The organism is Erwinia sp. PME.40.26/001, assembly GCF_055556675.1.
Genome location: NZ_JBVHNP010000002.1, coordinates 639,483 through 645,776 on the forward strand (window position 1 = coordinate 639,483; position 6,294 = coordinate 645,776).

General features: G+C 53.1%; 6 protein-coding genes and 1 other annotated feature (1 of these 7 cut by a window edge). Of the genes, 3 read left to right on the plus strand and 3 right to left on the minus strand.

Annotation, left to right across the window (positions count from 1 at the left end; genetic code table 11):
* Positions 1-110 (minus strand) — a sequence feature (Phe leader region); it reaches 24 nt to the left of the window's first position.
* The 3 genes from pheL to bamD all read right to left on the minus strand — a co-directional run bounded on the left by pheL (position 53) and on the right by bamD (position 1,545).
* On the minus strand, positions 53-121 hold the full coding sequence (gene pheL, locus ACZ3HG_RS10400) for a pheA operon leader peptide PheL (protein ID WP_187510489.1): 69 nt from the start codon (positions 119-121) through the stop codon (positions 53-55). (Overlaps the previous feature by 58 nt.)
* Before the next feature lie 86 nt (positions 122-207).
* Positions 208-546 (minus strand): ribosome-associated translation inhibitor RaiA, encoded by a 339-nt coding sequence (raiA, locus tag ACZ3HG_RS10405; RefSeq protein ID WP_191936200.1) that lies wholly within the window; start codon positions 544-546, stop codon positions 208-210.
* A gap of 267 nt (positions 547-813) precedes the next feature.
* Positions 814-1,545, minus strand: a complete 732-nt coding sequence (gene bamD / locus ACZ3HG_RS10410) for an outer membrane protein assembly factor BamD (RefSeq protein WP_062744148.1) — start codon at positions 1,543-1,545, stop codon at positions 814-816.
* A 134-nt stretch (positions 1,546-1,679) separates the two neighbouring features.
* On the opposite strand from bamD, the gene rluD reads away from it, so the two are divergent.
* The 3 genes from rluD to clpB all read left to right on the plus strand — a co-directional run bounded on the left by rluD (position 1,680) and on the right by clpB (position 6,085).
* Positions 1,680-2,657: a 23S rRNA pseudouridine(1911/1915/1917) synthase RluD gene (rluD, locus tag ACZ3HG_RS10415; protein WP_191934035.1), complete on the plus strand. Its 978-nt coding sequence runs from the start codon at positions 1,680-1,682 to the stop codon at positions 2,655-2,657.
* The gene (gene yfiH / locus ACZ3HG_RS10420) at positions 2,657-3,385 is read left to right on the plus strand and encodes a purine nucleoside phosphorylase YfiH (RefSeq protein ID WP_191936199.1); all 729 of its coding nucleotides are present in this window, start codon (positions 2,657-2,659) and stop codon (positions 3,383-3,385) included. Before rluD ends, yfiH begins: the two co-directional genes overlap by 1 nt.
* A gap of 126 nt (positions 3,386-3,511) precedes the next feature.
* A complete protein-coding gene (gene clpB / locus ACZ3HG_RS10425) occupies positions 3,512-6,085 on the plus strand; it encodes an ATP-dependent chaperone ClpB (protein WP_191934037.1) in 2,574 nt (857 codons plus the stop codon).
* Positions 6,086-6,294 lie beyond the last annotated feature (209 nt).

The window sequence follows — 6,294 nt, forward strand, 5'->3', positions numbered from 1 at the left end:
GGCTTTATTGTTCGTCTTCGCATTGCTTCTTACACGACGAATAGCCTCCCGGTCAGGGGAAGGTAAAGAAGGTAAAAAAGAATGCGAAGAAAAACGAAGATTGTTTCATCAGGCTATCCATGAAGTCAGAAAGGATAAAGTAACCGCTGCAATTTCATTCTGTCAATAAAAAACGCGCCCTGAGGCGCGTTATCACTGTTTTAGCAATTACTCTTCGTCAGTCTCAACCACACTGAGATCTTTAACACTGGCAGAGGCGCGACGCGCTTCACCTTTATGCTGAACTTTGTTCAGCTGACGTTCCAGTTTGTTAATCAGATCGTTGATTGCCGTGTACATATCTTCATGCTTGGCGCTGGCGATCAGCGGGCCATTTGGCGTATTAATGTTGGCATCGGCAACGAATTCTTTCGGTTCTTTTGACAGAACGATGTGCGGGTTAATCAGATGAGTTTGCCATTTTTCAAGCTTGGCGAGACGGTCTTCGACATGTTGGCGGATAGCCGGAGTGATTTCCATTTGCTTACTGGTAATGTTCAGAACCATAGTGCTTACCTCTCTGTCATTTCCGTCTTGGTGAACCCAGCATACCGTGAAAAGGGTAAAAAAGTGTGATCAAAATCACGTTATTTTGTCACTTTTTGTCAAGGAGAAGAAAAGTGTGAGACGGAAGGATAAATCGGACTCTGAGGGTTGTCGGGCGGCGTTTTCAATGGCATTGTTGACCAGTTAAACTGACTGGAAAAAGGGGATTACCTCCGTTTCAGGTCAAAAAAAGGCAGCCCGCAGGCTGCCTTTTTTATGACTTCAAACTTAAGCCTGATTGGCGGCAATAATTTTTGCCACGCGATCGGCCTCAGCATTCAGCTGCAGCTGACGGTAAGCATTTTCCATCAGTGGCAGTGCGTTTCGTGTAGCCTGTGTATCCGGGTAATCTTTCAGCATTTGTTCTACGCGGTTAACCACAGCGACATATGCCTCACGTTTAGTGTAGAATTCCGCCACAGACAGTTCGTATTTCGCCAGACGATCTTTCAGGAACACCAGGCGCTTGCGTGCATCCGTCGCATACTGGCTGTTTGGATAGCCACGCAGCAGCTGCGAGAAGTCTTTAAAAGCATCACGCGCATGGGTCGGATCGCGGTCTGAACGGTCTATACCAAAAAAGCCCTGCAGTGCACTGTCATCCAGCGCCATATCCGTCAGACCACGCATATAGATAACGTAGTCCACGTTTGGATGCGTAGGATTCAGACGCATAAAGCGGTCAATGGCGGCTTGCGCCAGTGGCAAATCGGCATTTTTATAGTAAGCGTAGATCAGGTCTAGCTGAACTTGCTGGGAGTAAGGGCCGAATGGATAGCGGTTATCGAGCGCTTCCAGTTGCGTTATTGCTCCTTTAAAGTTACCGTCCTGCAGTTTTTGCTGGGCAGTGGCATAGATCTCGGAAGGCGGGCTGTCAGGCACCACATCCTTGGAGCCGGAACATCCAGCTAATGCCAGGCTCAACGTGGCTGCAGCCACCAGATATTTCATACGCGTCATGACGATTTGCTTATCCTCAGAGTGTTATTCAGGAAGCTGTCCGTTAAGCTTCCGGTAGTGACCAGGTACGATAGCACATTATATTAAACGGCATCGCCGTGAAAACCCAACGTTAACGAAGAAGCTGTTTATTTATGGCACAACAAGTAAAACTCAATGCAACGGTATCCGAATCGCAACTCGGACAACGGTTAGATCAGGCTTTGGCCGAATTGTTCCCTGATTATTCACGTTCCCGCATAAAAGAATGGATCCTCGACCGCCGCATCACCGTCAATGGTGCAATAATCGACAAACCGAAAGAAAAAGTGCTCGGCGGCGAGCTGATTACGCTTGATGCAGAAATTGATGAAGAAGCCCGCTGGGAAGCCCAGGACATTGCCCTGAACATCGTTTACGAAGATGACGATATTCTGGTGATCAATAAACCGCGCGACCTGGTCGTGCATCCGGGGGCCGGTAATCCTGACGGCACCGTGCTGAATGCACTGCTACACCATTTCCCGGCGATTGCCGATGTCCCTCGTGCAGGAATTGTGCACCGTCTGGATAAAGACACCACAGGCCTGATGGTGGTGGCAAAAACGGTACCGGCACAGACGCACCTGGTGGAGTCGCTGCAACTGCGTGAGTTTACCCGTGAATATGAAGCCGTTGCTATTGGCCGCATGACGGCGGGGGGGACGGTCGATCAACCGATCAGCCGCCACTCGACGAAGCGTACCCACATGGCTGTACACCCGATGGGTAAACCAGCTACCACCCACTACCGTATCATGGAGCACTTCCGTGCCCATACACGCCTGCGGCTGCGGCTGGAAACCGGGCGTACGCACCAGATCCGTGTGCATATGTCGCATATCAATCATCCGCTGGTGGGTGACCCGCTTTACGGCGGTCGTCCTCGTCCACCAAAAGGGGCTTCTGAAGCCTTTATCAGTACTCTGCGTGGTTTCGACCGTCAGGCTTTACACGCCACGATGCTGCGTCTCTATCACCCGATCACCGGGATTGAGATGGAATGGCATGCGCCTCTGCCACAGGACATGGTCGATTTGATCAATGCTCTGAAGGCCGACACCGAAGAGTTCAAAGAGCAGCTGGACTGGTAATGAGCCTGATTATTCCCGGCTGGCAGGTTCCGGCCAGTGTTCGAGCGTGCAGCAGCACGCGTCAGGGGGGCGTAAGCCAGTCCCCCTGGGACAGCCTCAATCTCGGTGCGCACGTGGGCGACGACGAGCAGCATGTGCAGACCAACCGTCAGCGCCTGCTGGAGCTCGGCGACCTTCCCTCCATGCCGCAGTGGCTGGATCAGGTACATGGCACAGAGGTACTGACGCTGGACTGGAAGGTCCCGCCATCACTACGGGCGGATGCGGCCTATAGCCGGACGCCGGGTGTGGTTTGCGCCGTGATGACCGCCGACTGTCTTCCGGTATTGTTCTGTTCCCAGGATGGTCAGGAAGTCGCTGCTGCTCATGCAGGCTGGCGGGGGTTGTGTAATGGGGTACTCGAAGAGACATTAAATGCTTTTTCTGCCCCTCCCTCACAGATTTTTGCCTGGCTGGGCCCGGCGATTGGCGCGGACGCATTTGAGGTCGGACAGGAAGTCCGTGAGGCCTTTATTGCACAAAATCCAGGCGACTCAGTGGCTTTCCGCCCGGCGGGTGAAAAGTTTTATGCCGATTTATCGTTGCTGGCAAAACATCGTCTTCAGGCCTGCGGAGTGCGTCACGTCTGGGATGATGGCCTGTGTACCTATACACAGCCTGAGCAATTTTTCTCCTTCCGACGCGATGGCGTCACTGGCCGTATGGCAAGTTTGATCTGGCTGATATAACCTAGCGCCATAAGACGGTCCGGATTGATGTTTTTTTCTCCAAAATGTCAGGCCATTAACCTTGAAAAATTTGAGGGATGACCTCATTTAATCTCCAGTAGCAATTTGACCTGATAGGGGGAAATTATGCGTCTGGATCGTCTTACTAACAAATTCCAACTGGCACTCGCCGACGCTCAGTCACTGGCTCTTGGCCGCGACAACCAATTTATCGAACCTCTGCATCTGATGAGCGCACTGCTTAATCAGGAAGGCGGATCCGTTCGTCCATTACTCACCACCGCAGGCCTTGACGTTTCATCACTGCGCACCGGCATTGAACAGGCCCTGAGCCGTTTACCGCAGGTGGAAGGTAGCGATGGTGATGTTCAGCCTTCTGCCGATTTAGTGCGGGTACTTAACCTGTGCGACAAGCTGGCTCAAAAGCGGGGCGATAATTTTATTTCATCAGAGCTGTTCGTTCTGGCGGCGCTCGACTCACGTGGCTCGCTGGCTGACCTGTTAAAGTCCGCCGGTGCCACCAGTGACAAACTGAGCAAAGCCATTGATCAGATGCGGGGAGGAGACAGCGTGAACGACCAGGGAGCAGAAGATCAGCGGCAGGCACTGAAAAAATACACCATCGATCTGACTGAACGGGCGGAGCTGGGTAAGCTGGACCCGGTCATCGGGCGTGACGAAGAGATCCGCCGTACCATTCAGGTGCTGCAACGCCGTACTAAAAACAACCCGGTACTGATCGGTGAGCCTGGCGTGGGTAAAACGGCCATTGTCGAAGGCCTCGCGCAGCGCATCATTAACGGAGAAGTGCCGGAAGGGCTGAAAGGCCGTCGTGTGCTGGCGCTTGATATGGGGGCGCTGGTCGCCGGGGCGAAATATCGCGGTGAATTTGAAGAGCGCCTGAAAGGGGTGCTGAGCGACCTGTCTAAGCAGGAAGGCAACGTCATTCTGTTTATTGACGAGCTGCATACAATGGTCGGTGCAGGTAAGGCCGATGGGGCAATGGATGCCGGTAATATGCTGAAGCCAGCGCTGGCACGAGGTGAGCTGCACTGTGTGGGCGCGACCACGCTGGATGAGTATCGTCAGTATATAGAGAAGGATGCTGCACTGGAGCGGCGTTTCCAGAAGGTCTTCGTTGCTGAACCAACGGTCGAAGATACCATCGCGATCCTGCGTGGCTTAAAAGAACGTTATGAGCTGCATCACCATGTGCAGATCACTGACCCGGCGATTGTGGCGGCGGCGACGCTCTCTCATCGCTACATTGCCGACCGTAAGTTACCGGACAAGGCGATTGACCTGATTGATGAGGCCGCGTCCAGCATTCGTATGCAGATTGACTCGAAGCCGGAATCACTGGACAGGTTAGAGCGTCGTATTATTCAGCTGAAGCTGGAACAGCAGGCGCTGAAGAAAGAGTCTGACGATGCAAGTATCAAACGGCTGGAGATGCTGGAAACCGAACTGAACCAGAAAGAGCGTGAATACTCTGAGCTGGAAGAAGAGTGGAAAGCAGAAAAAGCGGAACTGTCTGGCACCCAGCATATTAAAGCCGAGCTGGAGCAGGCGAAGCTGGCAATGGAACAGGCTCGTCGTCAGGGCGATCTCGGGCAGATGTCTGAGCTGCAGTACGGAAAAATTCCGGAGTTGGAAAAACAGCTGGCGGCGGCCACGCAGAATGAAGGCAAAACCATGCGTCTGCTGCGTAACCGAGTAACGGACGTCGAAATTGCCGGTGTGCTGGCGCGTTGGACCGGGATCCCTGTCGACCGGATGATGGAAGGTGAGCGCGACAAACTGCTGCGTATGGAGGAGGAGCTGCACACCCGGGTGATTGGGCAGAATGAAGCGGTGGAAGCGGTATCCAATGCGATTCGCCGCAGCCGTGCCGGACTGGCCGATCCTAACCGCCCAATCGGGTCATTCCTGTTCCTCGGCCCGACCGGTGTGGGTAAAACAGAGCTCTGTAAGGCGCTGGCTAACTTTATGTTCGACAGCGACGACGCGATGGTACGTATCGACATGTCCGAATTTATGGAAAAACATTCGGTATCGCGTCTTGTCGGGGCACCTCCGGGTTATGTCGGGTATGAAGAAGGCGGTTATCTGACCGAGGCGGTTCGCCGTCGCCCTTATTCTGTCATCCTGCTGGATGAGGTAGAGAAGGCGCATCCGGATGTGTTTAACATCCTGCTGCAGGTGCTGGACGATGGTCGTCTTACTGACGGGCAGGGCAGGACGGTCGACTTCCGTAATACGGTTGTGATAATGACATCGAACCTGGGGTCAGACTTAATCCAGGAGCGCTTCGGTGCGTTGAGCTACGGCGATATGAAAGAGATGGTGCTGTCAGTCGTCAGTCAGAACTTCCGTCCGGAGTTCATCAACCGTATTGATGAGCTGGTGGTGTTCCATCCGCTGGGTGAACAGCATATTGCTTCTATTGCCCGCATCCAGCTGGCCCGCCTGTATCAGCGACTGGAAGATCGTGGCTATACTCTGCACATCTCCGAAGAGGCGCTGAAGAAACTGGGCGAAAATGGTTATGACCCGGTCTATGGGGCAAGGCCGCTGAAACGCGCTATTCAGCAGCAGATAGAAAACCCGCTGGCTCAGCAGATCCTGTCTGGTGCGCTGGTTCCGGGCAAAACCATAGAAATGGATGTCGAAGACGGCGTTATCGTCGCTCATCAATAATCAGTGCAAGCAACAGAAATGGGCCTTTGGCCCATTTCTGTTTATTAAAGCAGCATAAAACGAGGTTAAAGTGCAGTTTTGGGTGAAAAGTAATCACTTGAAAGTATTTTTGCAATTTACCCTTGTCAGCTGCCAGAAAATCCCTATACTGCGCCTCCACTGACACGGAACAACGGCTTACAGGCTACCGGGTCAGCAGCATCAGGTAA

Excerpts from the sequence above, each read along its gene's own strand:
- raiA (WP_191936200.1), bottom strand. The coding sequence starts at position 546 with ATGGTTCTGAACATTACCAGTAAGCAAATGGAAATCACTCCGGCTATC.
- clpB (WP_191934037.1), top strand. The coding sequence starts at position 3,512 with ATGCGTCTGGATCGTCTTACTAACAAATTCCAACTGGCACTCGCCGAC.
- bamD (WP_062744148.1), bottom strand. The coding sequence starts at position 1,545 with ATGACGCGTATGAAATATCTGGTGGCTGCAGCCACGTTGAGCCTGGCA.
- yfiH (WP_191936199.1), top strand. The coding sequence starts at position 2,657 with ATGAGCCTGATTATTCCCGGCTGGCAGGTTCCGGCCAGTGTTCGAGCG.
- rluD (WP_191934035.1), top strand. The coding sequence starts at position 1,680 with ATGGCACAACAAGTAAAACTCAATGCAACGGTATCCGAATCGCAACTC.